The sequence below is a fragment of the Pseudolysinimonas sp. genome (genome assembly GCF_049651805.1).
Classification (GTDB): Bacteria; Actinomycetota; Actinomycetes; order Actinomycetales; family Microbacteriaceae; genus Pseudolysinimonas_A.
This window is the reverse complement of sequence record NZ_JBASCU010000048.1, coordinates 70,702-94,872: the sequence shown is the minus strand read 5'-3', so window position 1 is coordinate 94,872 and position 24,171 is coordinate 70,702. Positions and strand designations below refer to the sequence as shown.

The following is a 24,171-nucleotide window of genomic DNA, read 5'->3' as shown; positions in this document are numbered from 1 at the left end:
ATCAGCCCTGCCAGTCGAGACGCCGATTGCGTCCGCCGAGTCCGCGCTCGTCGGGGTTGCCCTGCGCGTCGGTGCGCAGTTCCTTCGGCAGCGAGAACATGAGGTCTTCCTCGGCGGTGACGACCGTCTCGACGTCGCGATAGCCGGCATCCGCCAGCTCGGCGAGCACCTCCTGCACGAGCACCTCGGGCACGGAGGCGCCACTGGTGACCCCGACGGTCGCGACGCCGTCGAGCCACTCCTGCCGGATCTCGGCGGCGTAGTCGACCCGGTGCGCGGCTTTGGCGCCGTGCTCGAGCGCAACGTCGACGAGCCGCACCGTGTTGGAGCTGTTCGCCGAGCCGACGACGATGACCAGATCGGCAGCCGGGGCGACCTTCTTGATCGCCACCTGCCGGTTCTGGGTGGCGTAACAGATGTCGTCGCTCGGCGGATCCTGCAGGTTGGGGAACCGCTCGCGCAGCCGCCGCACGGTCTCCATGGTCTCGTCGACGCTGAGCGTGGTCTGCGAGATCCAGACCAGATTCTCGGGGTCGCGCACCTCGAGCCCGGCGACATCCTCGGGGCCGGTGACGAGGGTGGTGCGCTCGGGCGCGTGACCCATCGTGCCCTCGACCTCTTCGTGGCCGGTGTGACCGATCAAGAGGATGTCGAGGCCCTGCTTCGAGAAGCGGGTCGCCTCGCGATGCACCTTCGTCACGAGCGGGCAGGTGGCGTCGATCGCGTCGAGACCGCGGTCGGCGGCACCCTGCACGACGGCCGGCGAGACGCCGTGCGCGCTGAATACGATGTGCGATCCCGTGGGCACTTCGGCGACGTCGTCAACGAAGATGGCGCCGCGCTTCTCGAGCTCGCTCACCACGTGAACGTTGTGCACGATCTGTTTGCGCACGTACACGGGAGCGCCGAAGTTCTCGAGAGCCTTCTCGACCGCGATCACCGCGCGGTCGACGCCGGCGCAGTACCCGCGCGGGGCGGCGAGCAGCACGCGCTTCTCACCGGCGACCGGACGATCGACGAGAAGCCCGCGAACCGCGGGGACGCGGGGCGGGGTCAGTACGACCGCGCCGTTCGTGATGCCGGCCACCCCCCGAGTCTACGGAGACTGCGGATACGCGGCTGGGAGGCCGGTGGGCTCGGCTAGCCTCGACCGCATGGCCGACGTAGCACCCCCCGAGCGCTCCTCGCCCGAGGCGCCGTGGCCCGTCGCGGTCATGTCGGGGAAGCTCAAGGAGTACATCGACCGCCTCGGCACCGTGTGGGTCGAGGGCGAGGTCACGCAGTGGGGGCTCTCGGGCGGCAACGCGTACGGCAAGCTCAAAGACCTTCAGCAGGATGTGACGCTCTCGTTCCGGGTCTGGTCGACGACGCTGCAGAAGCTCAAGGAGGAGTTCAAGCAGGGCGACCGCGTCGTCGCGCTGGTGAAGTCGGAGTGGTGGCCCAAGGGCGGCACCCTCACGATGCAGGTCTACGACATCCGTCATGTCGGCATCGGTGACCTGCTCGCCAAACTCGAGGCGCTGCGTCGCAAGCTGAGCGACGAGGGGTTGTTCGCGCCCGAGCGCAAGCAGCGGCTGCCGTTCCTTCCGCGGTGCATCGGGCTCGTGACGGGTAAGGACTCGGATGCCGAGAAGGACGTGCTGCGCAACGCCCAGTTGCGCTGGCCGGCCGTGCAGTTCCGCATCCGGTATGCCGCCGTGCAGGGTGAACGCGCCGTCTCCGACGTGATGGGCGCGATCACGTCGCTCGACACCGACCCCGAGGTGGACGTCATCATCGTCGCCCGCGGTGGCGGCGACTTCCAGAACCTGCTGCCGTTCAGCGACGAACGACTCATCCGCGCCGTCGCCGAATGCCGCACGCCGGTGGTCAGCGCCATCGGGCACGAGGCCGACCGGCCGCTGCTCGACGACGTCGCCGACCTGCGCGCATCGACGCCGACGGATGCCGCGAAGCGGGTCGTGCCCGACATCGCCGACGAGCTCGCCCGCGTGCGCCAGGCTCGCAGCCGGATGCTCGCGCGTGTCACCGGCCTGGTGACGGGCGAGATCGACCGCATCGGCCACATCCGCTCTCGCCCCGTGCTCGCGCAACCCGACCGCATCGTGAGCGACCGCGCCGAAGAACTCACCCGCTGGGTGGCCCGCGGGTCGGAGCTCATCGACTACACCGTCGAACGGGCCGGCCAGCGCGTCGCCGAGCTTCGCGCGCAGCTGCGGGCCCTGTCGCCGAAGGCCACGCTCGAACGCGGGTACGCGATCGCCCGGCTCGACTCGGGAGCCGTATTGCGGCGTGCCGACGAGGCGACGGCCGGCGACCGGGTGCGGCTGACCCTGGCCGAGGGAGAGATCGCGGCGACCGTCGAGGGCCGCGGGTAAAGTGGGGGCCGTGTCTGAGATCGCCGAGCTGAGCTATGAGCAGGCCCGCGACGAACTCGTGAAGGTCGTCGGGCAACTCGAGCAGGGCGGGTCGACGCTCGAAGAGTCGCTCGCCCTATGGGAACGCGGCGAGGCGCTCGCGAAGCGCTGCGAGGAGTGGCTCATCGGAGCGAAGGCTCGGCTGGATGCTGCCCGCAGTTCCGCTGAGAAGCCTGCCGACGGCCCCGCATGACGATGCCCGACCAGGAGGCGGCCCCGACCGTCGCCGAGCGCCGTGCTGCGCGTCGCGCGAATCAGACGACCTTCAACCTCGTGCTGGCCCTGCTCGCGTCGCTCGGCATCGTGCTGTTCCTGGTCGTCGTCGTCGTGCGACCCGATATGGAGCCGAAGACCGTCGACTACCAGCAGGTCGGTGTCGATGCGCAGTCCGGCGTCGACGAGCCGCTCGCGGCGCCCGACCTGCCTGCGGAGTGGACGGCGAACCGCGCCGAACTCGTCGCCGACCCGGCCGACGGGGTCGTGCGTTGGGAGATCGGGTTCCTGACGCCGGACGGCGAATACATCGGGCTCGTGCAGGGCGTGGACGCCAACCCGTCCTGGGTCGCCGATCAGGTGCGCTCCGCTCCCGCGGCCGGCACCGAACGCATCGGCGGGCTCACCTGGGCGGCCTACGACCGCCGGGATGTCGACGACCCTGGCAACGTCGAATACGCCCTGGTGACCACCTCGGGAGCTTCCACGATCGTGCTCGGCGGCACGGCATCCGATGAGGAGTTCGCGGTTCTGGCCGCCGCAATCGCGAAGGAGCTGTCATGAGCGCCCGACGTACTCCCGCCCAGGTGTGGCGCGAAATGGAACGCGGCAACGAACGCTTCATGGCGGGCGAGCCGCAGCATCCCCGCCAGGATGTCGAGCGCCGCACCGAACTCGCCGGGTTCCAGGCTCCGCACGCGGCCTTGTTCGGCTGCAGTGACTCGCGGCTCGCGGCCGAGATCATCTTCGACAAGGGCCTCGGCGATCTGTTCGTCGTGCGCAACGCCGGCCAGGTGATCTCCGACTCCGTCGTCGGGTCGCTGGAGTACGCGGTCGCGGTGCTCGACGTGCCGCTCATCGTCGTGCTCGGCCACGACGAGTGCGGGGCGGTGCGGGCGGCGATCGACTCCGAGAGGCCCGACGCCACCCCCCTCCCGCCGCACATCGCGAACCTCATCGCGCCGATCCGGCCCGCCGTGAAGCGGGTGCCGAGCGGCACTGACGGCCCCGACATCCTCGAGGTCGGTCGCGAGCACCTGCGCGACACCGTCGCGGAGTTGCTGGAGAGCTCGGAACTCATCGGCGCCGCCATCGCCGCGGGTACGCTGGCTGTCGTCGGCGCGAACTACCGGCTCCTCGAGGGCCGCGTGGTTCCGGATGTCGTCCTCGGCGCGATCGACTCCTGAAGTCCTGATTCGACCCGCCACCACGCCACCGCTTCCCGCCCGCTTCAAACCGAAAGGCCACGTCGCCGTGAGCACGCAAGACGCGTTCCGTATCGAGCACGACACCATGGGCGAGGTGCGGGTGCCCGCATCCGCCCTCTACAGCGCCCAGACGCAGCGCGCCGTCGAGAACTTCCCGATTTCCGGCTCGGGGCTCGAGGCCGGCCAGATCGTCGCGCTCGCTCGCATCAAGCGCGCCGCCGCCCTGGTCAACAAGGAGCTCGGCATCTTGGATGCCGCGATCGCCGGCGCGATCGTCGCCGCCGCCGACGACATCATCGGGGGCGCGCATCACGACCAGTTCCCGGTCGACACCTACCAGACCGGGTCGGGCACGTCGTCGAACATGAACATGAACGAGGTGCTCGCGACCCTCGCCACGACGAAGCTCGGCGCCCCCGTGCACCCGAACGATCACGTCAACATGTCGCAGTCGTCGAACGACGTGTTCCCGACGTCGGTGCACGTCGCCGTCACCGGCGCGTTGGTGAACGACCTCGTGCCTGCCCTCGACCACCTCGCCGTCGCCCTGGAGAAGAAGGCCGACCTGTGGAAGGGCGTCGTGAAGTCGGGCCGCACCCACCTGATGGATGCCACCCCCGTCACCCTCGGGCAGGAGTTCGGCGGCTACGCGCGTCAGGTGCGACTCGGCATCGAGCGCATCCAGGCCGCGCTCCCCCGCGTCGCCGAGGTTCCGCTCGGCGGCACAGCGACCGGAACGGGGATCAACACCCCGACGGGCTTCTCGGCTCGCGTGATCTCGGTCGTTGCCGAGACGTCGGGCCTGCCGATCACCGAAGCGCTCGACCACTTCGAGGCCCAAGGCGCGCGCGACGGGCTCGTCGAGGCATCCGGCGCGCTGCGGGTCATCGCCGTGTCGCTCACCAAGATCTGCAACGACCTGCGCTGGATGGGCTCGGGTCCGAACACCGGGCTCGCGGAACTGTCGATCCCCGACCTGCAGCCGGGGTCGTCGATCATGCCCGGCAAGGTCAACCCCGTCATCCCCGAAGCGGTCATCATGGTCGGCGCGCGGGTCGTCGGCAACGACGCCACGATCGCCTGGGCCGGCGCGACGGGCAACTTCGAGCTGAACGTCGCCATCCCGGTGATGGGCACGGCGCTGCTGGAGTCGATCCGGCTGCTCGCGAACTCGTCGGTGCTGCTGGCCGACAAGACCGTCGACGGCCTCGAAGCCAACGTCGAGCGCGCTCGGGCGATGGCTGAGTCGTCGCCGTCGATCGTCACGCCGCTCAACAAGTTCATCGGCTACGAGAACGCCGCGAAGATCGCCAAGCACTCGGTGAAGAACGGCCTGACGGTGCGTGAGGCGACGATCGACCTCGGCTTCGTCGAGCGCGGCGAGATCACCCTCGAGCAGCTCGACAGCGCCCTCGACGTGCTGTCGATGACCCGCCCGGGCTGAGCCCCGCCCTTCCGCTGCCGTCAGGTGCGGGCGACGACGAGAGGCACCCTCTGCCGCAGCGGCGGGCGCACGAATGCGACGAGCAGCGAACCCACGAGAGCCACCTGCCCCAGGATTCCGAGCAGCGGCCCCGTTGCGGCGGCGTCGCCTCCAGTCGTCATGAAGGTGTCGGCGAGACCCATGCCCATGCTGAACGCGGGAAGGTAGCCGATCGCCGTGGTGCCGGCGAGCAGCAGAAACCCGCCCGCGACGAGTCGCCGAGTCGTCGCCCCACGCCACACCACGGCAACGACGACGAAGCCGACGGCGAGGACGCCGACGATCACCGCCCACGCGACGAGCCAGGCACCGAAACCCGGGGCCTCATTCGCGGCGGCGAGTCCCGCGTAGATCTCGTCCAGCGTGAGGCCGGGAACCGGCGCGAGAGGGTTCCAGATCGCGATGTGCAGGATGCCGATCCCACATGCTGCCGCCGCGAGGAGACCGAAAGCGGCGGCGAGGGCGACCCGCGTGCCGACGGAGTCGATTCTGCGGCCGGCCGAGAAGAGCACGATCAGCACGGCGACGGTGATGAGCACGAACGGGCCGGCCAGTACCGCGGTCACGGCGAGCACGAAGGGCATGGCGACGAGCACCACGATGACGAGGAGCAGCGTCGCCACGAGCATCCCGACGATGCCGTAGCGGCGCGCCTCGAGCGCCACCGCGAGCGCTCCGCCGAGGGCCATGAGTCCGGCGAGCCCGAGAACGATGGCGACGGCCAGCGCGATCCCGCCGATCACGGCCACCACGGCGGCCCCATCCATCGATGGCTGCCGATAGCCCCCGTAGGCGGAGTAGCCGGTCGCCAACACGGCGGCTCCTCCGAGCAGCGCGCCCGCGATCCTGAGGCGGTGGGCGAACAGCCGATCGAGGGTGAGGCCGCTGAGCTCGGGCGCGGTCCGCGACATCGTCGCGGCCGTCGCGAAGGCGCCGACGACGACGCCGCTGGGTGCCACCCCGGCTTCGTCCGCGCCGGCGAGATCGGCGAGCCATTCCTCGCGATACCGGTCGCGCGCGAGGGGTGGCAGAAGCGACGCCGCAATCCGCACGAGTCGTTCCGCGACGGAGGTCATGCTCCTGCCGCCGTCGGCCGGAAAGTCGCCTGCGGTGCCCGCGCGCGGGCGGTGGTCGCCCGGGCCGCCTCCGCGCCGTCGGCCGTCAGACGGTAGAGCCGCCGCCGGGGTCCGCTGCGTGCCGGATCGTCCTCCCATACGGAGTCGACCCAGCCCGCCCGTTCCAGGCGCTCGAGGATGGGATAGACGCTGCCTGCCGGCCGGCCGGTGAGGCCGACGATGCGCAGGCCCCAGATGCGGTCGGGCTCCCCGACCAGAGCGGAGAGCACGTCGAGCGTGGCCGGCGTGATGCGGCTGAGCGGTTCCATCCCGCAACTCTATCTATATAGAGATAGGAGTCAATCCCTCGTGGCCCGCGTGCTGAGCACGAGGCCGGGGGCGCCAATGGCACACTCGCGGCATGACGCTCGATCGGTCCCGGCGCGCCCGCGCGGCGCGCAAGCGCCGACGCCGGTTCCTCGCCGCCGACAACGACCTGACGCCGGCACAGTGGGCGGCCATCCGTTCCGCGTGGGGCCAGTGCGCGTACTGCGGCGGGCCGGATGAGGCGCTGCAGAAGGACTGCGTGCTGCCCCTCTCCCGCGGTGGGCGTTACACGCTCGAGAACGTCGTGCCCGCCTGCCGGTCGTGCAACGCGAGCAAGAGCAACGACGAAGTCACGGGTTGGCTGCGACGCAAGCGGCTCGACGAGCCGGGCTTCTTGCTCCGGTGGGCCGAGATCGTGATCGGTCTGCGCACCCAACTCTCGGAATCAGAGGGATTCATCGACGTCTCGTCGACTGACCCCCGGGCTTCCGAAAGTTAGGCGCGTGCTAGCCCGTCGACGCCTCGAGCCGTTCGACTGCCGGTGGTCGCCGCATGGTGTTCAGAATTCAGGCCACTCGGGCCATCCCGTCGAGTTTCGGCGCCAAAGCATCGTCTGAGCCTGATTTCTGAACACCCGTGCGTGGGGTTGGACGGGACGGGCCCGCGCCGCACTTCCCGGCGACGCGGTGCCCGACCCTCGACGCAGACGCGAACGCGCTACGCCAGCTCGTTGCCCTCGAGCATCTCCGTGACGAGGGCGGCGATGGCTGACCTTTCGGAGCGGGTGAGCGTGATGTGCGCGAACAGCGGATGCCCCTTCAACGTTTCGATCACCGAAGCCACCCCGTCGTGGCGGCCGACCCGGAGGTTGTCACGTTGGGCGACGTCGTGGGTGAGCACGACCCGGGAGTTCTGGCCGATGCGGCTGAGCACCGTGAGCAACACGTTCCGCTCGAGCGATTGCGCCTCATCGACGATCACGAACGCGTCGTGCAGCGAACGACCGCGGATGTGGGTGAGCGGCAGCACCTCGAGGATGCCGCGCTCGACGACCTCTTCGAGCACGTTCTCGCTGACCAAGGCGCCGAGGGTGTCGAAGACCGCCTGACCCCAGGGGTTCATCTTCTCGTCCTTGTCGCCCGGCAGGTAGCCGAGCTCCTGACCGCCGACCGCGTACAGCGGCCGGAACACCATGATCTTGCGATGCTGCTGCTTCTCGAGCACGGCTTCCAGGCCGGCGCAGAGCGCGAGCGCCGACTTACCCGTGCCCGCTCGGCCGCCGAGCGACACGATGCCGATCTCGGGGTCGAGCAGCAGGTCGATCGCAAGGCGTTGCTCGGCGCTGCGACCGTGGAGTCCGAAGACATCCCGATCGCCGCGCACGACGCGGAACTCGCCCTTGCCGCTCACCCGCCCGAGCGCCGACCCGCGCTCCGAGTGCACGACGAGGCTCGTGTTGATCGGAAGGTCGGCAACCTGCCGCGACGAGATCGTCTCGTTCTCGTACAGGTCAGCCATCTGCTCGGCCGAGAGGTCGACCTCGGCGAGTCCGGTGTAGCCGGAGTCGACCGCGAGTTCGGCCTTGTACTCCTCGGCGGTGAGGCCGATGGATGCCGCCTTCACCCGCATGGGCAGGTCCTTCGAGACGACGGTGACGGCCAGGCCGTCGTTGGCGAGGTTCATCGCGACGGCGAGGATGCGGGAGTCGTTGTCGCCCAGTTGCAGCCCCGACGGCAGCACCGACTGGTTCGAGTGGTTCAGCTCGACGCGCAGCGATCCGTTGTCGCCGACGGCGATCGGGAAGTCGAGGCGCTCGTGCTGGCGGCGCAACTCATCCAGATTGCGGAGCGCCTGCCTCGCGAAGTATCCGATCTCCGGATCGTTGCGCTTGGCTTCGAGCTCCGTGACGACGACGACGGGCAGCACGACGGCGTGTTCCGCAAACCGGAAGATCGCCTTCGGATCGCTCAGCAGCACCGAGGTATCGAGAACGAATGTCCGCTCCCCCTGCTTCGGTTTCCCACCTCCGCTCTTCGCGTTGGTGGACTTCTGCTGGGGCTTGTCGAGTGCGGGCACTCCCACTCCATCCCCGGGGATGTCTCCCCCGGCTCTGCAACGGTTCGGCCACTTCAACTCGGAACGAACTTACGTGGCCGCTCTGACCAGGCGCCGTGCCTGATGTCTCGACGCTAACCCTGGGCGGTTGACTCCCGCGCTCCGACACGCCCCGCGCGCGTTTCGGTCGCGTGAATCTTCGAGGATGCCGTGAGCCGGTCGCGCAGGCGAGCGCGCGCCCGGGAGTAGCGCTGCCGCGCCGCGTCGGGGCGCTGGCCGAGCACCGCCCCGGCGTCGGCCACTCCGAAGCCCTCCCAAGCGACGAGCAGCACGAGCTCTCGGTCGCGCTCAGGTAGCTCCGTGAGCGCTGCCTCCAGGTCGAAATCGACGGGCGTCGGCGACTCGATGCGTGCGACGGTGAGCTCCTCAGCGATCCGATCAGCAAGTTCGCGTCTGCGGATCCGGCCGCGACGCGCAGCGGCAAGCACGTTTCGCGCGATCCCGAATGCGTACTGACGAGACGACTCGGCTCCCTCGGGAACTGAACGGCGACGGCGCCACAACACGAGGAGCGTCTCGCCGAGAGCGTCAGCCGCGTCATCGGGGCTGTCCAGTCGCCGCCCGAAGTAGGCGAGCAGGTCGGGCACGAGGTCGCGCACTCTGGCGTCGAAAGCTCGCTGGGCAGAGGTCGCGGTCACCACGGCTGCACGTTCGGCTCGACCCACCACGACCGGTGGTCGCCGTCCCAGGCTGAGCATCCGTGCTGCCAGGCGGCGAACTGGATGCCGTCACGGTCTCCCCGCTCAGCGGCTGACGCGTAGGCGGTGAGGAAGGCGACGACGCCCCCGTCGCCGTCCGTGGCGTTGAAGGCGGGCCAGCCGATCGCCTCGCGGATGATCTGCGTCGCTCGTGCCACAGTCGCGGGGTCGTCCGAGGTCAGCCACGCGTCGATCCACCCGCAGTAGGCGATTCGTTCGAAGTCGTAGCGGAAGCCGATCTCCTGCGTAAAGCCCACATCTGGCTTTCCCTGCCACAAGTCGACGACGTCGTCGATCATCCGGTCGCGAGTGGTTCCGGGCGGGATGGGCAACCACTCCGGAAACCTCGCGGCGATGTACTCGGGCAGGTCGGGGGCCGACAAGTCGATCATGTCGCTGTCTGGGAGGATCTCGCCGCCCGCCTCTGGCTGCCATTCGGCGATCGCGAGCCAGTCCTGAAACGCGTCTGCTGCTGCTGGCGCCGTCGCCAACCCGCCGAGTGCGAGCACCCCGATCCCAGCCACTCCCAGCGCCCGTCGCCGCAACGTTCTCGTCGACGCAGCCCGCGCATCGGCGTGCACCCGATCAAGCAGCGGCTCAGAGAGTCGCACCCCCGCCATGCGGTCGGCGGCCCCCAGGCGCCGATCCAGTTCCTCGTCGTTCATCGCGTCCTCCCGTTCACCCTGTACCTGTCAGCAGGGCGGTCGAATGTGACGTCGGCTTTCCGTTTTCAGGAATCGGTGTGGCAGAAGTTTCTGGAGTCAATCATCCGGCCCGAGATCCTGCACTTCCCCCACTTCGCCCCCACACTTTCCTGAAAACGGAAAGCTACCCGAACGTCAGATCGTCGTCGAGAAGGAGACGAGGGCAGCGCGCAGCATCGCGAAGGTCTCCTCGTCGACGGTGGCATGGGCCGAGAGGCGCACGGCGGTGTCGCGCACCGTCGCGGTGATGCCGTGGTTGTGCAGGGATGCGGCGAGCACGGTGAGCTGCTCGGGCAGCGGCTCGAGCACGACGATGCCGGCACGCTCCCCTTCGGCGCGCGGCGACGTCACCGGGATGGCGAACTCGTCAGCGAGGTCGATGATGCGCGAGACGTTGCGGGCGATCTCGGCGTTGAGGGTCGGGATGCCGACCTCCGCGATCTCTTCGAGGGCCGCCGCGAACCGTCCCGCGGCGATCGGGTCGGCGTGGCTGATCTGGAACGCCGCCGCGCCGGGCAGCGGGTCGGTGACCGCGTCGTAGAAGCCGTCTTCGGCGCCCGGGTAGCCCGACCACACGGGAGTGAGATGATCGCGCGCCCGGTCGCTGATGGCCAGGAACCCGGTGCCGATCCCCGCCCGCGCCCACTTCTGCCCACCGGAGGCGACGACATCAGCCACCTCGAAGGGTGCGTCGACGACGCCGAACGCTTGGGCGGCATCCACGATCAGCAACCGGTCGCCGATCACCTGACGGATGCCGTCGAGGTCGACGAGATATCCGGTGCGGTAGTCGACGAGGCTCACGGCGACGGCGACGGCGGATGAGGTCAACTGGTCGCGCAGGTTGCCCGGGGTGACTCGGCCGTTCTCGGTCTCGAGCCAGAGCGGAGCGAGCACCCCGAGGGAGGCGGCGGCGCGGGTCGCCGCGAAGGTCAGCGACGGGAACTCGGTCGGCGCGAGGGCGACGCCACCGGTGACACCGAACATCGTGTGCATGAGCCCCTGCGAGGTGCTCGGCTGGAACACCACCTGGTCGGGCCGGAAACCGCCCAGCCGCGCCACGGCATCCTTCATGCGATCGTGCTGGGAGAGCAGCGCCGCCAGTGACCCGAACCGGGCGTGCTCCAGCCCGCTGCTCAGCGCCGTCTGCTCCTCGAGCGCCGTGCGGCCCATGGGCGCGATGCGGGCGTAGTCGAGGTAGCCCGGCTCCTCGTCGAAGCGTTCCCGGAACTCGACGAGGCTGAGCTTGCCGACACTCATGCGCCGAACCGCCGATCCCGCCTGGCGTAGGCACGCAGCGCGCGCAGGAAGTCGACCTCGCGCAGGTCGGGGCCGAGCGACTCGAGAAAGTAGAACTCGCTGTGGGCGCTTTGCCAGATCATGAAATCCGAGAGTCGCTGCTCACCCGAGGTGCGGATGATGAGGTCGGGGTCGGGCTGGCCCTGGGTGTACAGGTGGTCGGCGATGAGTTCCGGGGTGAGGATCTCGGCGAGGTCGTCGATCGTGCCCCCGCCCTTGCCGTGGGTGCGCACGATGCTGCGCATGGCATCCGCGATCTCTCGCCGGCCGCCGTAGCCGATCGCCAGGTTGACGTGCAGGCCGCCGTTGGCGGCGGTGCGATCTTCGGCGCCACGCAACACCTCGATGAGCTGCTGCGGCAAGCCCTCGGTCGTGCCGACGTGCTGAATCCGCCAATCCGCCGCCCGCGAGAGGTCGTCGGCGAGGTCGGCGATGATCTCGAAGAGCTGATCCAACTCGTCGGGGTCGCGCCCCGTGAGGTTGTCGGTGGAGAGCAAGTAGATGGTGACCATACGAATGCCGAGCGAGTCGCACCAGCCGAGGAACTCGCGCATCTTCGCCGCCCCCGCGCGATGCCCGTGGGCGGCGGTTTCGAGCGCCTGCTCCCGCGCCCAGCGACGGTTGCCGTCGATGATCATGCCGACGTGGTGGGGTCGCGGCAGGTCGCTGAGTTCCTTGCGCAGTCGGGCCGAGTAGAGCCCATACAAGAGGCCCTTGCCGGATGACCCGTTCCGTTGTGGCACCTGACTAAGGTAGTCGACCCTCCCAGGGTCTCCGTCCGGAGCCGTCATAAACTCCCGGCATGAGTGCGCCGCGTTCCGAGACCGAGGACGACATCCCCAACATCCCGCTGCTCGACGACGCGATCGCCCACCCGGATGTGGAGGGCAAGCCGACGTGGCGGGGCTGGATCCACGCTGTCACCGCCCCGCTCGCTGTGGCCGCCGGGATCGTGCTCATCGTGCTCGCCGACGGCGGGCCTGCGAAGGCGGGTGCGGCGGTCTTCATGGCGTCGTCGATCCTGCTGTTCGGAGTGTCGGCCGTCTACCACCGGTTCAACTGGAGCCCGCAGGTCAAGGCCGTGTTCCGCCGGCTCGACCACGCGAACATCTTCGTGCTGATCGCCGGCACCTACACCCCGCTTGCGGTCAGCGCGTTGCCGTTCGACAAGGGAATCGTGTTGCTCATCGCGGTGTGGGCGGGTGCGCTGCTCGGCATCATCTTCCGCGTGTTCTGGGTGCACGCGCCCCGCTGGTCGTACGTGCCGCTCTACCTCGGGCTCGGCTGGGCGGCGGTATTCTATGCGGTCGACCTGGTGCAGTTCAACGCCGTCGCGATGCTGCTCGTGCTCATCGGCGGCCTGTCATACACCGCGGGGGCGTTGTTCTACGGGTTCAAACGCCCCAACCCGTGGCCCGGGCGGTTCGGCTTCCACGAGTTGTTCCACACGTGTACCGTGATCGCGTTCTTGAGCCACTGGACCGCGATCCTGCTCATCCTGCTCGACCCGCTCGGGTGGTGACGTTCGCCGCCGACGCTCTTTGTCGATCCGCGCGAAAAGTCACGGATAGGTGAGGGGTTCAGGCCTCGCGGGACTCCCCGGCGGCCTCTTCGGCATCCAGTCGCTCGTTGGCGGCCGCACGATGGATGACGCGGCGGGTGCGGCGCGCCATCGAGATCACGAGCACGATCACGGCCGCCGCGAACAGGATCGTGACAACGAACCCAGCGACGCCGGGCGTGACTGTGTTGGGGTCGACACCCCCGTCGGGACCCGGAGTCGATATCGCGATCAGATGGAACACACGGGCCTCCTGTGTTGAATAGCCTGGGTTCCAGAGTAATGGAGGCGAGATGACGGACCATGCGGTCGCGGAGCGTTACGGGCGAACCCCGGCCGACCGGCGGCGGCGCTTCACGATCGCGATCATCGGCGCCGTAGCACTGCTCGCCGCCGTCGTCGCGTGGGTGGTCTGGGTCGGGTTGTTCAGCCCCGCCCCCAACCTCGAGTCCCGCGACACCGGATACACGGCATACGCCGAGTCCGTCGACATCCGTTTCCAGGTCACCACCGACCCCGGCCGTCCAGTCTCGTGCGCGCTTCAAGCGCTCAACGACCAGTTCGCGATCGTCGGGTGGAAGATCGTCGCCTTGCCCCCCGGGGCCGACCGCACACGAGCGTTCGTCGAGAACGTTCGGGTCACCGAGCCCGCTGTCACCGGGTTGATCTACCGTTGCTGGCTGACCTAGCATGGTCCGACTGCCCGGCTTCGGCCGGGCTGTCGCTTTGGTCGGGGGCTCGCTTCGAATAGGCGCTGCCCCCGCCACCCATCCCGCAAGGAGCACCCGATGTCTGACACCGCTGCCACCACGTGGCTCACGCAGGAGTCCTACGACCGGCTGAGCGCTGAGCTCGCCGAGCTGGAAGGTCCCGCCCGCCTCGACATCGCCAAGAAGATCGAGATGGCGCGCGAAGAGGGCGACCTCAAAGAGAACGGCGGCTACCACGCCGCGAAAGACGAGCAAGGCAAGATCGAGGCGCGCATCCGCCAGCTCACCCAGCTGCTGCGCGAGGCCACCGTCGGCGAGCCGCCCGCGGCATCGGGTGTCGTCGAGGTCGGCACCGTCGTCACCGCGACGATCGCGGGCGATGCGACCACCTTCCTGCTCGGCAGCCGCGAGATCGCCGACGACTCCAGCGACATCGACGTCTACCCGGCGACGAGTGCACTCGGCGAGTCGATTCTGGGTCTGAAGGTCGGCGAGAAGACCAGCTACACGGCACCCAATGGCAAAGAGATCGCCGTCGAGGTCACCAAGGTCGAGACTTACCGCGGCTGACCCTTCGACACGCCCGCTCCGCGGTCTACTCAGGTCCCGCGCCGGCTAGGTCGTGACGCGCGGACGGTACCCCGCGTCGCGCAGGTGCGCGAGAACGAGTTCGGCGTGCTTCGGCCCGCGGGTCTCCATGTGGATCTCGATGCCGACTTCACTGATCATGAGACCCGAGCCGTGGCGGGTGTGCAGTACCTCGACGACGTTCGCGTTGGCTTCCGAGATGATCTCGGCGATGCGCGCGAGCTGACCGGGCCGGTCAGGCAGCGGGATGTCGACCTTGAGGTAGCGCTGGTCGGCGGCGAGGCCGCGGCCGATGACGCGTTCCATCACCATGGGGTCGATGTTGCCGCCGGAGAGCACCACCACGGTGGGTCCCTCGAGCTCGACGGCGTCGGCGAGAAGCGCGGCGACCCCGGCGGCTCCCGCCGGCTCGACGACGAGTTTCGCGCGCTCGAGCAGCACGACGAGCGCGCGGGCGATGTCGTCGTCGCTCACGGTGGCGACATCGTCGACCGTCAGGCGGATGATCTCGAAGTTGAGGGTTCCCGGACGCGCGACCGCGATGCCGTCGGCGATCGTCGGGCCCAGGGTGACGGGGATGATCTCGTCGGCGGCGAGTGACGGCACGTAGGGTGCGGCGTTGTGGGCCTGCACCCCGAGGATGCGGATGTTGCGCTCCGGCGCCGCCTGGGCGATCGCCGAGGCGAGACCGGAGATCAGACCGCCACCGCCGATCGGAACGATGATCGTACCGACATCGGGCAGCTGGTCGAGGATCTCAAGCCCGAGCGTGCCCTGCCCGGCGATCACGTCATGGTGGTCGAACGGCGGGATGAACGTCGCCCCGGTGGTCGCGGCGAACGCCTGCGCGGCCGCGTTGGTGTCGTCGAAGATGTCGCCCTCGAGCACGACGTCGGCGCCATACCCACGGGTGGCCTGCAGCTTCGGCAGGGCGACCCCGGTGGGCATGTAGATGGTCGCGGCAATTCCGAGTTCGCGCGCGGCGAGGGCGACGCCCTGCGCGTGGTTGCCGGCAGATGCCGCGACGACACCGCGGGCGCGTTCGTCGTCGCTGAGCTGCGAGAGCCGGTTGTAAGCGCCACGGATCTTGTACGACCCGGTGCGTTGCAGGTTCTCGGCCTTGAGAAACACCGGGACGCCGGCGATCTCGGAGAGGAACCGCGACACCTCCATCGGCGTCGTCTGCACGACCGCCGACACGCGTTCCCGCGCCGCGACGAACTCCTCAAGGGTCGGCCCCGGCAGGGTCGACCGATCCAGTTCAGCCCTCACGACGCCGCCTCGGAATGGTAATCGGCGACGTCACGTCGGCGACACTCGGATGTGGGTTGGTGCGCCAGTCTTCGCGGGCGATGTAGCCGATCATGACGTTGAGCACGGCGACGAGCGGCACCGCGAACAACGCGCCCGGGATGCCGGCGACGAATCCACCCGTGGCGACGGCCAGCACCACCGCGACCGGGTGCACCTTGACGGCGGCTCCCACGAGGAGAGGCTGCAACACGTGGCCCTCGAGCTGCTGCACCAAGATCACGATGCCGAGCATGATGAGGGCCGGCACCGGCCCGAGGTAGACGAGGGCGACGAACACGGCGAGGCCGCCGGAGACGACGGCGCCGACGACGGGGATGAACGACGCGAGGAAGACAGCGATCGCGATCGGGATGACGAGCGGGAAGCCGCCGTAGAACAGACCGAGGATGAAGGCCCCGAGGCCGATGCCGACTGCGTCGATCGCGGCGACGAAGATCTGCACGCGCACGAACACCGAGAGGGTCAGCCAACCGGCTTCACCTGCCCCGATGATCGCGGGCCGCGCCCGCTGCGGGAACACTTTCACAACCCAGTTCCAGATGCCGCGACCGTCGATCAGGATGAACAGGGTCACGAACAGCGCGAGCAGCGTGCCGGCGAGGATGTGACCGCCCACCGACGCCAGGTCGAGACCCTGCTCGACGAGGGCAGTCGTGTCGTCGCTGATCGAGGTGATCAGACCCTCGAAATACCCCTCGATGTCGGATTCCGTGAGGTGAAGCGGCGACGCGAGCAGGAAGTCCTTGAAATCCTCGTACTTCTCGAGCGTTTGCCGTTGCAGATCGGGGAACCCGCTGCGCACCTGGATGACGACGACCGTGATCAGCCCCGCGACCACCGCGATGACGGCGAGTTCGTTGACGGCGACGGCGAGCCACTTCGGCCAGCCCTTGCGCTGAAGCCAGGCCGAGAACGGCACCAACAGCGCGGCGAGCAGCAGTGCGACGAAGAACGGGATGGCGACGAGCCGCAGTTGCACGATGAGGAAGCCGACGAGGCCGACCACTCCCGCGACGACGAGGATGCGCCACGACCAAGCTGCGGCGATGCGCATCGCCGGGGGGACGAGATCGTCTGGATTCGCCGGGCCGGGTGCATCCGCAACGGGCGCCGCCCGGTGGGAACGCTTGCGCGGCGCAGGGCGCTCAGCGGTGTCGTCGGCTCGGGCCACCCGCTCAGTCTAGGCATTCGCGGCAGGGCGGCCGGCGGGCCCCTTGGAGGCGATGTCTGGGGCGGTCACTAGGGTCGAAGCGTGCCGGAGACCATCTCGGCGGCAAGTGCTCGCCGCATCGCCCTCGCGGCTCAAGGCTTCGGCATCCCGCGCCCGTCCACGGTCGGTACCCGCCAGCTCAACCTGCTCCTGCAGCGCCTCGGTACGCTGCAGATCGACTCGGTCAACGTGTTCGAGCGCAGCCACTATCTGCCCGTCGTCGCGCGCCTCGGGCCGTACGACAAAGCGCTGCTCGACCGGCTGACACTGCGGCCCAAGGCGCCCTATCTCGAGTACTGGGCGCACGTCGCGACGTTCGTCCCGCGCGACGACTGGGGTTTGTGGAAGTGGCGGATGGCGCGGATGCGCGAGAAGTACACCAAGCCCGGCAGCTGGGTCGCCGAGCATCCGCAGATGATGCGTTTCGTGCTGGACGAGCTGCGCACCAACGGCCCGATGGCGGCGAGCGACATCGAACACGACGAGAACGTGCGCCGCGGCCCGTGGTGGGGGCTCTCCGACATCAAGGAGGCGCTCGAGCTCCTGTTCGTCTTCGGTGACGTCGTGACCGCGGGACGCAAGGGCTTCGAGCGGGTGTACGCGCTGCCCGAGCAGATCCTGCCGCCGGCACTGCTCGACGCGGAGGTGCCGATCGACGACGCCCACCGCGAACTCGTGCGTCGGGCGATCCACGCCCACGGCATCGGCACGGCGAAAGACGTCGCCGACTACTACCGGCTCTACGTGGCGACCGCGACCCGGTTTCTGAACGAGTTGGCGGATGCCGGCGAAGTACAGCGGGTGGACGTCGAGGGCTGGAAGGCTCCGGCGTTTCTCGCGACCGGTGCCCGCATCCCTCGTCGCATCGAAACGGCCGCGCTGTTGTCGCCGTTCGACCCGGTCGTGTGGGAACGCGAGCGCACCGAGCGGATGTTCGGCTTCCGCTACCGCATCGAGATCTACACCCCCGCCCCGAAGCGCATCTACGGCTACTACACGCTTCCCGCGCTCGTCGACGACCAGATCGTCGGCCGCATCGACCTCAAGAGCGACCGGCAGGCGGGCGTGCTGCGCGTGCAGTCGGCGTGGCGGGAAGCCGACGTCCCCCGTGGTGTCGAGGAGCGACTGGTGCCCGTGTTACGAGAACTCGCGGAATGGCAGGGGCTCGGCGACATCCTCGTGGTCGACCGCGGCGATCTCGCGCACAATCTCGCGGCCGCCCTGCACACCCCGCTCTCGATGGTCGAGTAGCGCCGAAGGCGCATGTCGCGACCAGGCGGCGGGGGTCTCGGCACGGCCGCTTCGCGGCCTACTCGCCCACCGAGGTGACGGCGGGTGGAACCCCGCGAAGCGGTGCGACCGCGCTCGTACCGCGGAGCGGCCCGCGCCGCAGGAGCGGCGGCGCGGCTAAAAGCGCGTGGCGTTTCCGCGGAGGCGGGCGACCCGGTCGGGGATCGGCGGGTGGGTCGCGAACATCCGCGAGAGGAAGCCGGGGCGGTTCGGGTCGGAGATCCAGAGGTGCGACATCGACGTGTTGGTGCGCGCGACCGGACGCCCGTAGGCGGCGAGCTTCTCGAGCGCGGAGGCGAGCGCTTCCGGATGCCGGGTCGTCAGGGCGCCGGTGGCATCCGCGAGGTACTCACGCTGGCGCGACACCGCCGCCTGCACGACCCCCGCGACGATCGGGGCGAGGATGGCCGCGACGATGCCGATCGCGAGCACGACCAGAGCGGCCGGGCCGCCGATGTTGCTGTTGCGACCGCGCCCGCCCCAGAAGATCATGCGGAAGATGATGTCGGCGATGAGACCGATCGCGATCACCAGACCGAACACGATGAGCGAGACGCGGATGTCGTAGTTCTTGACGTGACCCATCTCGTGCGCCATGACGCCTTCGAGCTCGGAGTCGGTCATGATCTCGAGCAGCCCGGTGGTCGCCGCGACGACGGCGTGGTCGGGGTCACGGCCCGTGGCGAACGCGTTCGGCGCCGGGTCGTTGATGACGTACACCTTCGGCATCGGCATGCCTTCGGTGATCGCGAGGTTCTCGACGATGCGGTACAGCCGCGGCTCGTCGCGCTTCTCGATCTGGTGAGCGCCGGCGAGGGCAAGCGTCTGCCGGGTCGCCATGAAGTACTGGAAGAGCGCGTACGCCGCCGCGATGACCACGGTGATGATCGAGATCGACCAGTCGCCGTAGATGTAGGCGGGGATGGCGCTGAGCGCGGCGATGATCACCATGAACAGGATGATGATCAGGATCGTGTTGCGCTTATTCTTCGCGATTGCGGAGTACATGGGTCGGGCTTCAGTTCTTCATGGGTTCGGGGGGTCTCGGCACGCGTCCGGCATTCGCCGGGCGCTACTCGACCTTGACGCGTGCGTGCGCCCCTTGGGGGCGCCCGCTCGTGTCAACTCGAATCAGAATTGCACCTTCGGCGGCTCGGCGATCGCCGACGGCTCGTCGACCTCGAAGAACTCGCGCTCGGTGAAGCCGAGGCTGCGCACGAACAGCGTGTTCGGGAACACCTTGATCTTGGTGTTCAGCTCGCGCACGCCGCCGTTGTAGAACCGGCGCGAGGCCTGGATCTTGTCTTCGGTGTCGACCAGTTCACCCTGCAGCTGGAGGAAGTTCTGGCTGGCCTGCAGTTGCGGGTACGCCTCGGCGACCGCGAACAGGCTCTTGAGCGCCTGCTGGAACATGTTCTCGGCCGCACCGGCCTCGGCCGGGGTCTGAGCGCTGACAGTTGCCGCTCGCGCCTTGGTGACGTTCTCGAAGACCTGCTTCTCGTGGGCGGCGTAGCCCTTGACCGCTTCGATCAGGTTCGGGATGAGGTCGGCGCGCCGCTTGAGCTGCACCGTGATGTCGCTCCACGCCTCATCGACGCGGACGTTGAGCCGGACGAGGCCGTTGTAGGTCGCCCAGAGGTAGCCGCCGACGATGACGACGAGCAGCACGATGACTGCGACGACGATGAGGATCTCCATGCCCGCCATCATAGGCCCCGATCAACGCTCACGTGCAGCGAGAACGCTGCGATACCAGTCGAACGACGACTTCGGGCGGCGCTCCTGCGTCTCGGGGTCGACGGCGATGAGACCGAACTTCTGGGTGTAGCCGGCGGCCCACTCGAAGTTGTCGAGCAACGACCACACGAAGTAGCCCTCGACCTCGACTCCGGGCACGTGGTCGACTGCCGCGCTGATGTGGCTCTCGAGGTATTCGATGCGATGGTCGTCGTCGACGCTGCCGTCGGGCTGCGGGCGATCGGGGTAGCTCGCACCGCCTTCGGTGAAGATCAGCGGGGGCAGGCGCCCGCCATAACGGTCGGCGAACTGCCCGAGCAGCACCGGCAGCAGGTCGGGCGAGTCGGGCCACCCGAAACCGGTCACCCCGTACTCCGGCCAGGGCTCCAGCCGCAACGGCAGGTCGACCATCGCCTTCGAGTGACCGTCGTGGGTGCCGACCTTGACGTGCGGAGGCCCGGCGGCCACCTTGCTCGGAAAGTAGTACTGCACCCCGTAGAAGTCGATCGGCTCGCGCATGATCTTGCGGTCGCCCCAGTGCGGTAACGCCGCCAGCCGGACCCCGAGCCCCACGAGGCCCGGTGGGCGCTTGCCGAGCAGCACCGGGTCGGCGAAGACCCGGTTGCAGAGGATGTCGAAGTTGCGCGCCGCGAACCGGTCGCGCCATTTGGAGGTCGCCGCGAACACGGGAGTGTGGGCGTTCGAGATGCCGATGCGGCCCTTCACCGGAACCTCGCGCAGCGCGCGCACGGCGAGGCCGTGACCGAGCAGCATGTGGTGGGCGGCACGGGCTCCGGCGACCCAGAGCGCCGTGCCTGGCGAGTGCACGTCGAGCGTGTACCCCTCCAGGGCGAGAGTCGCCGGTTCGTTGATCGTCACCCAGTCGGCGACCCGATCGCCGAACGCCTCGCCGCACAGCCGCGCGTACTCGGCGTAGCGGTACGCGGTGTCGCGCTTGACCCAGCCCCCCGCCTCATCGATCTCGAGGGGCGTGTCCCAGTGGTAGATGGTCGCCATCGGGCGGATGCCGGCGGCGAGCAACTCGTCGAGCAACCGGTCGTAGAAGGCGACGCCTTCGGGGTTGGCCGGTCCCTTGCCGCCCGGTTGCACGCGCGGCCAGGAGATCGAATACCGGTAGGCGTCGACCCCGAGGTCTTTCATCAGCGCGACGTCTTCCGGCATCCGGTTGTAATGGTCGGCCGCCACCAAGGCGTTCGACCCGTCGAGCACGACGCCGGGGTCGGCCGCGAAGCGATCCCACCCGGCGGGGCCGCGCTCGTCGGCGCCGCCTTCGATCTGGTACGCCGAGGTGCTCACTCCCAGCACGAAGCCCGGCGGCAGCTTCGCCGCCAGCTCTTCGGGTGTCATGTCACTAGCTTGGTGCCTCGCGGCTTCGCGCTTGCTGCACGGCGCGGAACCAGTGATACGAACTCTTCGGCGTGCGCACCAGGGTCTCGGTGTCGAGGTGCACCATCCCGAAGCGTTGGGTGAACCCGGCCGCCCATTCCCAGTTGTCGACGAAGGTCCAGACGAAGTAGCCATCGACCTCGGGCCGCGCCGCCGCGATCGCCACGTGGCGGGCGAGATAGTCGACCCGGGCGGAATCGTCGACGGTGCCGTCGGGCGCGATCTCGTCGGGGAAGCTCGCGCCCCCCTCGGTGATCAGAATGCGAGGGAGCCGGTCGCCGTAGCGTTCGACCATACGGTCGATGACGACTCCGAGCGAGCACGGGTCGATCGGCCAGTCGAACCCGGTGACGGGATGCTCGGGAAACCGCTCCAGCCGGAACGGCACGTCTTTCATCGCCTCGGTCGCGCCGTCGGGGGTGCGGCCCTCCGGGTCGGCGCCGGCCGCGATCCGGGTCGGGAAGTAGTAGTTGAGCCCGTAGAAGTCGAGCGGGCGCGAGATGACCGCACGGTCGCGCCCCAGGCGGGAGAGGATGTGCAGCCCCAGCCGGTCGATGCCCTGCGCGCCACGCGGCAGCTCGGCATCCCGCCCCAACAGCACCGGATCGGCGAACAGCCGGTTGTGCACGAAGTCGAAGAGGTCGGCCGCGTCGTGATCTTCGCGGGCAGCGCTTGCCGACTCGACAGGCGTGTGCACGTTCGTGATGCCGATGCGACCCGTGACCGGAACCGCGCGCAAGGCATCGACGGCGAGCCCGTGGGCGAGCAGGATGGTGCGCACCGCCCGGATCGCGCCGAACAGTTTCGCGCGACCCGGCGCATGCACCCCGAGTGCGTAGCCGTCGAGCATGACCGTCGTCGGTTCGTTGAGGGTGATCCAGTCGGCGACGCGATCCCCGAACGCGTGCCCCGCGGCCGAGGCGAACTCGGCGAACCGGTAGGCGGTGTCGCGGCGCAGCCAGCCGCCTCGCTCCTCGAGCGAGGCCGGGGTATCCCAATGGAACAGCGTCACGACGGGGCGGATGCCCGCCTCGAGCAGGCCGTCGATGACCCGGTCGTAGTAGGCGACGCCTTTCGGGTTCACCGGCCCGCGACCATCCGGCATGAGTCGCGACCACGACAGCGAGAACCGGGAGGCGTCGACGCCCACGTCACGCATCAGCGCGAGGTCGTCGTCGAAGCGGTGGTAGGCATCCGTCGTCACCGCGGGCGTCGACCCGTCGCTGATGGTTCCGGGCTGGGCGGCGAAGACATCCCAGGTCGACGGGGTGCGTCCGTCTTCGTCGGCGGCCCCTTCGATCTGAGCCGCCGCCGACGCCACCCCGAACACGAAGTCCGGTCGCATCAGCGCGGCAACCTCCTCGGGCGTCATGGTGAGGCTTTCGGTGGTCGAGTAGCGGCGCCCGCAGGGCGACGCGTGTCGAGACCCAGCCCCGAGAAGCCCGCACCGAAGGTCTCGACACGCGCCCTTCGGGCGCTACTCGACCACCGAGCGGTGACCATCACGGGCCGAGAACCCGGTCGAGGTAGCGATTCGCGAAGCGGCGGTCGGGGTCGAGTTCGCGGCGCACCGCGAGGAAGTCGTCGAAGCGCGGGTAGGCGGGCCGGAGGTCGTCGGCGGTGCGGTCGTGCATCTTGCCCCAGTGCGGACGCCCGTCGTACGTGCGCATCAGCGCGTCGAACGCCCGGAAGTACGCGGACGGGTCGTCGCGGAAGTAGCGGTGCACCGCGATGTAGGCGCTCGGGCGCTGGTAGGCGGTCGACATCCAGTTCTCGTCGGGCGCGGCCGCGCGCACCTCGACCGGGAACGAGATGCGCCAGCCGTTGCGTTCGACGAGGCCGCGCACATCACGCAGTGCCTGCGGCAGAGCGTCGAGCGGGATCGCGTACTCGCTCTCCCGGAAGCGCACCAGCCGCGGGCTGGCATAGATCTCGTAGGAGACGCTCGTGCGCTCCCCGTCGCCGTAGACGTTCGTCGCGAGCCGGCTGAGGGGCGGCACGAGGGCGGGGATGCTGTGCCCCACCGCCTGCTGCAACCGCAACGCGTCGTTTTCGAGCAGTCGACGCTCGGCCCATAGAGCGAGCCGTCCCGGCGGGCGGTGCGGAGTGTCGATCGGCAGCCTCGTCTTGGTCTGGGTCATCGCCAGGTCGGTGTGCGGCCACCAATAGAACTCGAAGTGGTCGGCTTCGCGGGTGCGCTCGTCCCATCCGTCGAGCACCTCGTCGAACGGGGCGGGATGGTCGACCGAACGCAGCAGGAACGCGTCGACGCACTGCAGTTCGACCTCGACGAGGATGCCGAGAGCGCCGAGTCCGAGACGCACGGCCGGCAGCAGCTCAGGCCGGTGCGCGTCGTCGACCCGCAGCACCTCGCCGCGACCGGTGACGAGGGTCGCCGCGGTGATCTGGGTCGCGAGCCCGCCGAACCGCCGGCCGGTGCCGTGGGTGCCGGTGGAGGTCGCCCCCGCGATCGACTGACGGTCGATGTCGCCCATGTTCTCCAGGGCGAGGCCGTGCGCTCGCAGGGCCGGACCGAGTCGCCACAACCGCGTGCCTGCGGCGACCCGCACCCGCTTGCGCGCCGCGTCGACGCCGAGCACTCCCTGCAACCCGTCGAGTTCGATCAGCACGCCGGGGGTCGCGGCGATGTCGGTGAAGCTGTGGCCGGCGCCGACGGCCTTGACGGCGAGCCCACGCTCGGCGGCGGCGCGAACGATGGCGACGACGTCGTCGACGCTCGAGGGCCGGGCGAGGTGAACCGGCTCGGCCGCCGCGGAGCGACCCCAGTTGCGCCACCGGGAACTCGGCTGCAACAGGTCGGCGCCCGGAGTCGGT

Annotated in this window: 26 protein-coding genes; 10 read left to right on the top strand and 16 right to left on the bottom strand. The window is 69.1% G+C overall.

Annotated elements, in window-relative coordinates; genetic code table 11:
- Position 1: 1 nt before the first annotated feature.
- Positions 2 to 1,087 (bottom strand): 4-hydroxy-3-methylbut-2-enyl diphosphate reductase, encoded by a 1,086-nt coding sequence (locus tag WBL06_RS12150; RefSeq protein ID WP_424456419.1) that lies wholly within the window; start codon positions 1,085 to 1,087, stop codon positions 2 to 4.
- Positions 1,088 to 1,154: 67 nt separating this feature from the next.
- Between WBL06_RS12150 and xseA the strand changes: the two genes are divergently transcribed.
- The 5 genes from xseA (at position 1,155) to WBL06_RS12125 (ending at position 5,282) form a co-directional block, all read left to right on the top strand.
- Positions 1,155 to 2,378, top strand: coding sequence for an exodeoxyribonuclease VII large subunit (gene xseA, locus WBL06_RS12145; protein ID WP_424456417.1), 1,224 nt, complete (start codon positions 1,155 to 1,157; stop codon positions 2,376 to 2,378).
- Between the two features lies 1 nt (position 2,379).
- Positions 2,380 to 2,610, top strand: coding sequence for an exodeoxyribonuclease VII small subunit (locus WBL06_RS12140; protein WP_424456415.1), 231 nt, complete (start codon positions 2,380 to 2,382; stop codon positions 2,608 to 2,610).
- Positions 2,607 to 3,194, top strand: coding sequence for a DUF4245 domain-containing protein (locus WBL06_RS12135; RefSeq protein WP_424456413.1), 588 nt, complete (start codon positions 2,607 to 2,609; stop codon positions 3,192 to 3,194). The genes WBL06_RS12140 and WBL06_RS12135 overlap by 4 nt, the downstream gene beginning before the upstream one ends.
- Complete coding sequence (locus WBL06_RS12130) at positions 3,191 to 3,817, top strand: carbonic anhydrase (RefSeq protein ID WP_424456411.1); 627 nt, start codon at positions 3,191 to 3,193, stop codon at positions 3,815 to 3,817. Before WBL06_RS12135 ends, WBL06_RS12130 begins: the two co-directional genes overlap by 4 nt.
- A gap of 67 nt (positions 3,818 to 3,884) precedes the next feature.
- Positions 3,885 to 5,282, top strand: a complete 1,398-nt coding sequence (locus tag WBL06_RS12125) for a class II fumarate hydratase (RefSeq protein ID WP_424456409.1) — start codon at positions 3,885 to 3,887, stop codon at positions 5,280 to 5,282.
- A 20-nt stretch (positions 5,283 to 5,302) separates the two neighbouring features.
- Here WBL06_RS12125 and WBL06_RS12120 read toward each other — a convergent pair whose 3' ends face one another.
- Together WBL06_RS12120 and WBL06_RS12115 are read right to left on the bottom strand one after the other, a co-directional pair.
- Positions 5,303 to 6,397, bottom strand: coding sequence for a hypothetical protein (locus tag WBL06_RS12120; protein WP_424456407.1), 1,095 nt, complete (start codon positions 6,395 to 6,397; stop codon positions 5,303 to 5,305).
- Positions 6,394 to 6,705 carry a PadR family transcriptional regulator gene (locus WBL06_RS12115; protein WP_424456406.1) on the bottom strand — a complete coding sequence of 104 codons (312 nt, stop codon included), beginning with the start codon at positions 6,703 to 6,705 and terminating at the stop codon, positions 6,394 to 6,396. The genes WBL06_RS12120 and WBL06_RS12115 overlap by 4 nt, the downstream gene beginning before the upstream one ends.
- Before the next feature lie 92 nt (positions 6,706 to 6,797).
- Here WBL06_RS12115 and WBL06_RS12110 point away from each other — a divergent pair, with 92 nt between their 5' ends.
- Positions 6,798 to 7,202 carry an HNH endonuclease gene (locus WBL06_RS12110; protein WP_424456404.1) on the top strand — a complete coding sequence of 135 codons (405 nt, stop codon included), beginning with the start codon at positions 6,798 to 6,800 and terminating at the stop codon, positions 7,200 to 7,202.
- Between the two features lie 218 nt (positions 7,203 to 7,420).
- Here the strand turns inward: WBL06_RS12110 and WBL06_RS12105 are convergent, their stop codons facing one another.
- From WBL06_RS12105 to WBL06_RS12085, 5 genes are all read right to left on the bottom strand, one after another.
- The gene (locus WBL06_RS12105; protein ID WP_424456491.1) at positions 7,421 to 8,680 is read right to left on the bottom strand and encodes a PhoH family protein; all 1,260 of its coding nucleotides are present in this window, start codon (positions 8,678 to 8,680) and stop codon (positions 7,421 to 7,423) included.
- A gap of 212 nt (positions 8,681 to 8,892) precedes the next feature.
- Positions 8,893 to 9,459, bottom strand: coding sequence for an RNA polymerase sigma factor (locus WBL06_RS12100; RefSeq protein WP_424456403.1), 567 nt, complete (start codon positions 9,457 to 9,459; stop codon positions 8,893 to 8,895).
- On the bottom strand, positions 9,453 to 10,181 hold the full coding sequence (locus WBL06_RS12095; RefSeq protein WP_424456401.1) for a hypothetical protein: 729 nt from the start codon (positions 10,179 to 10,181) through the stop codon (positions 9,453 to 9,455). The genes WBL06_RS12100 and WBL06_RS12095 overlap by 7 nt, the downstream gene beginning before the upstream one ends.
- 174 nt (positions 10,182 to 10,355) lie before the next feature.
- Positions 10,356 to 11,480 carry an aminotransferase class V-fold PLP-dependent enzyme gene (locus tag WBL06_RS12090; RefSeq protein WP_424456400.1) on the bottom strand — a complete coding sequence of 375 codons (1,125 nt, stop codon included), beginning with the start codon at positions 11,478 to 11,480 and terminating at the stop codon, positions 10,356 to 10,358.
- Positions 11,477 to 12,262 (bottom strand): isoprenyl transferase, encoded by a 786-nt coding sequence (locus WBL06_RS12085; RefSeq protein ID WP_424456398.1) that lies wholly within the window; start codon positions 12,260 to 12,262, stop codon positions 11,477 to 11,479. Before WBL06_RS12085 ends, WBL06_RS12090 begins: the two co-directional genes overlap by 4 nt.
- 59 nt (positions 12,263 to 12,321) lie before the next feature.
- Between WBL06_RS12085 and trhA the strand changes: the two genes are divergently transcribed.
- Positions 12,322 to 13,041, top strand: a complete 720-nt coding sequence (trhA, locus tag WBL06_RS12080) for a PAQR family membrane homeostasis protein TrhA (protein WP_424456396.1) — start codon at positions 12,322 to 12,324, stop codon at positions 13,039 to 13,041.
- 58 nt (positions 13,042 to 13,099) lie between these two features.
- Here the strand turns inward: trhA and WBL06_RS12075 are convergent, their stop codons facing one another.
- Positions 13,100 to 13,324 carry a hypothetical protein gene (locus WBL06_RS12075; protein ID WP_424456394.1) on the bottom strand — a complete coding sequence of 75 codons (225 nt, stop codon included), beginning with the start codon at positions 13,322 to 13,324 and terminating at the stop codon, positions 13,100 to 13,102.
- 49 nt (positions 13,325 to 13,373) lie between these two features.
- Between WBL06_RS12075 and WBL06_RS12070 the strand changes: the two genes are divergently transcribed.
- Both WBL06_RS12070 and greA read left to right on the top strand, forming a co-directional pair.
- Positions 13,374 to 13,769 carry a DUF4307 domain-containing protein gene (locus tag WBL06_RS12070; RefSeq protein ID WP_424456393.1) on the top strand — a complete coding sequence of 132 codons (396 nt, stop codon included), beginning with the start codon at positions 13,374 to 13,376 and terminating at the stop codon, positions 13,767 to 13,769.
- 99 nt (positions 13,770 to 13,868) lie between these two features.
- Entirely contained in the window at positions 13,869 to 14,360 is a 492-nt protein-coding gene (greA, locus tag WBL06_RS12065) for a transcription elongation factor GreA (RefSeq protein ID WP_424456391.1), read from the top strand.
- A 45-nt stretch (positions 14,361 to 14,405) separates the two neighbouring features.
- On the opposite strand, the gene ilvA is transcribed toward greA, so the two are convergent.
- Positions 14,406 to 15,650, bottom strand: coding sequence for a threonine ammonia-lyase (gene ilvA, locus WBL06_RS12060; protein WP_424456389.1), 1,245 nt, complete (start codon positions 15,648 to 15,650; stop codon positions 14,406 to 14,408).
- Entirely contained in the window at positions 15,640 to 16,863 is a 1,224-nt protein-coding gene (locus tag WBL06_RS12055) for an AI-2E family transporter (protein ID WP_424456388.1), read from the bottom strand. Before WBL06_RS12055 ends, ilvA begins: the two co-directional genes overlap by 11 nt.
- Positions 16,864 to 16,944: 81 nt before the next feature.
- Here WBL06_RS12055 and WBL06_RS12050 point away from each other — a divergent pair, with 81 nt between their 5' ends.
- On the top strand, positions 16,945 to 18,153 hold the full coding sequence (locus WBL06_RS12050) for a winged helix-turn-helix domain-containing protein (RefSeq protein ID WP_424456387.1): 1,209 nt from the start codon (positions 16,945 to 16,947) through the stop codon (positions 18,151 to 18,153).
- A 156-nt stretch (positions 18,154 to 18,309) separates the two neighbouring features.
- Here the strand turns inward: WBL06_RS12050 and WBL06_RS12045 are convergent, their stop codons facing one another.
- From WBL06_RS12045 to WBL06_RS12025, 5 genes are all read right to left on the bottom strand, one after another.
- The gene (locus WBL06_RS12045) at positions 18,310 to 19,200 is read right to left on the bottom strand and encodes a M48 family metallopeptidase (RefSeq protein ID WP_424456385.1); all 891 of its coding nucleotides are present in this window, start codon (positions 19,198 to 19,200) and stop codon (positions 18,310 to 18,312) included.
- A gap of 123 nt (positions 19,201 to 19,323) precedes the next feature.
- Entirely contained in the window at positions 19,324 to 19,890 is a 567-nt protein-coding gene (locus WBL06_RS12040; RefSeq protein ID WP_424456384.1) for a LemA family protein, read from the bottom strand.
- Positions 19,891 to 19,911: 21 nt separating this feature from the next.
- Entirely contained in the window at positions 19,912 to 21,297 is a 1,386-nt protein-coding gene (locus WBL06_RS12035; RefSeq protein WP_424456383.1) for a glycoside hydrolase family 1 protein, read from the bottom strand.
- Positions 21,298 to 21,301: 4 nt separating this feature from the next.
- Complete coding sequence (locus tag WBL06_RS12030; RefSeq protein ID WP_424456382.1) at positions 21,302 to 22,708, bottom strand: glycoside hydrolase family 1 protein; 1,407 nt, start codon at positions 22,706 to 22,708, stop codon at positions 21,302 to 21,304.
- A 130-nt stretch (positions 22,709 to 22,838) separates the two neighbouring features.
- Positions 22,839 to 24,152 (bottom strand): D-arabinono-1,4-lactone oxidase, encoded by a 1,314-nt coding sequence (locus WBL06_RS12025; protein ID WP_424456489.1) that lies wholly within the window; start codon positions 24,150 to 24,152, stop codon positions 22,839 to 22,841.
- Positions 24,153 to 24,171: the final 19 nt, after the last annotated feature.